Source organism: Sulfitobacter sp. HGT1 (assembly GCF_013282155.1).
Classification (GTDB): domain Bacteria; phylum Pseudomonadota; class Alphaproteobacteria; order Rhodobacterales; family Rhodobacteraceae; genus Sulfitobacter.
In genome coordinates this window covers 1-1689 of sequence record NZ_BLWI01000026.1, presented here as the reverse complement: position 1 = coordinate 1689, position 1689 = coordinate 1, and the positions used below count along the sequence as shown (strand labels likewise).

Sequence of the window (1689 nt, the reverse complement as noted above, 5' to 3'; positions counted from 1 at the left end):
GTGTGATCTTACGATCTTCATAGAAGGATTCCAGATGTTCTTATCAGCTATCCCTTCAGAGATGTGGGCACTGTTCGGTGCAGGCTATCTAGGATACGCTCACTACAGGACTAACGAGAAAAAGGCATTAAAGTAAATAAGGAACACTATGGCACGTTATACACGTACACCCGTTAGTACCCTACAAGGTATTAATAACGAACTAGCTAAGGTTGAGCTAGCAATGGAAGATACTCTTGACCGCAAGGGTGTTACTCCTAATTACATGGATGCTAATCTTGATATGAACTCAAGACGTATCCTTAATCTCCCAGCCCCTTTAACTGACCAAGAGCCTCTACGTAAAGGGGATATACCTACAGGGTTAAGCGTAAGTTCTCAATACGTGGATGACGCTATTAAAGGGTTAATTGAATTATATTACCTACGATCCTTCTGTTAAATTCGTCTTATCTGTAGAGTCTTATCACGACATAACAAACCTAGGTTTCCAGATAAACGAGCCATCTAGTGACGCGGGTGTTTATGTACAAAGGGTTATGGATGCAGACTTCTACCTTAAGATGGATACTGTACTTCCAGAGGGTAATGTATACTGGGGTACGTCGGTTTACCTGTACGCGAAGCCTGCTAAGATTTTAGGTAAAGGGATGCAGAGAACTACAATCATCCCGTCCTCCTCTCTTTTGTTTGATACCGACAGAATCCCCTCAGGGATAGACTCTCCTGAAGAGTACGAGGTTAACGCTTTAATTATCAGCCTGCGTATAAACGGGGGGTCCGGCAGTACTACCTCCACCCAGAGGGACTTATTAGTAGGGGGCTTCAGTTACGACGCAGAGGGGACGGGTTATGAGCGTTTAGTTCATATTGTTTTTAGTGGAGGGCAGTCTCACTCTGAGTTCAGCAATATATACCACAGGGCGTCAAACTCTGTTTACTACGCTCACTTTTTATCAGACGGGGCTAGCAGACACTTCTACATAACATTTAAGCACTTACGAGGTCAGGATTCTAACCACCAAGTTACAACTAACTGGCAACCAGACTCGGGTTTAGGTACGCAGATGGGGTCAACTTGGAACTTTGAGGATTGCTCTGGCGGTAAATACAGGAAGTCCCCTTACGACCTTAACGGGGTTCTTTACTCTAATGCTCAAAACTCCAGCGCGGATAACGTCTACAAGGGTAGCTATGTTTGGGATATTAAAAACTCAAACGTGACGTTAACAGGTTGTGCGGTAGAAAGCAGGTATGAGTCCAGAGATGATGCTAACACAGGTTCTGGATTAATTAGATGTTATGATTCAGACGTTACTGTTAACGGAGGTAACTACATAGGAGGTGACTCGTCAGGAGACGGGACTGGATCTATATCGGACTACGATGACGGGTCAGGCAATGTTTCTGGTAGCTTAATTATATGTGAAAGCTCAGGAGGCGGTAGTACTCTAAACCTTGTCGGTGCGCAGGTTAACATGAGGTCTGGGTCGCAGCAAGCGGATAGGTTCCCTGTTATGTCTAAGGGGAGTCGATCCGTAGTAAGGTACTCTACAACGTTTAACTTATGGCAAGCGGACGACCTAGTCTGTGAGAGCGGCGGTAAGGGGGTAGTCCTAGACATCGACGGAAACATTACATTAAAAGATGACACTTCTGGAGGATTAATTACTCAAGATATATTAAGCA

The 1689-nt window shown here is 44.6% G+C and carries 1 protein-coding gene; it reads left to right on the top strand.

Going from position 1 to position 1689, the window contains the following annotated elements; translation table 11 throughout:
• Positions 1-410 precede the first annotated feature (410 nt).
• Positions 411-1689: hypothetical protein (locus HGT1_RS18130; protein ID WP_176251363.1), on the top strand; the 1279-nt coding region annotated here is incomplete at its 3' end.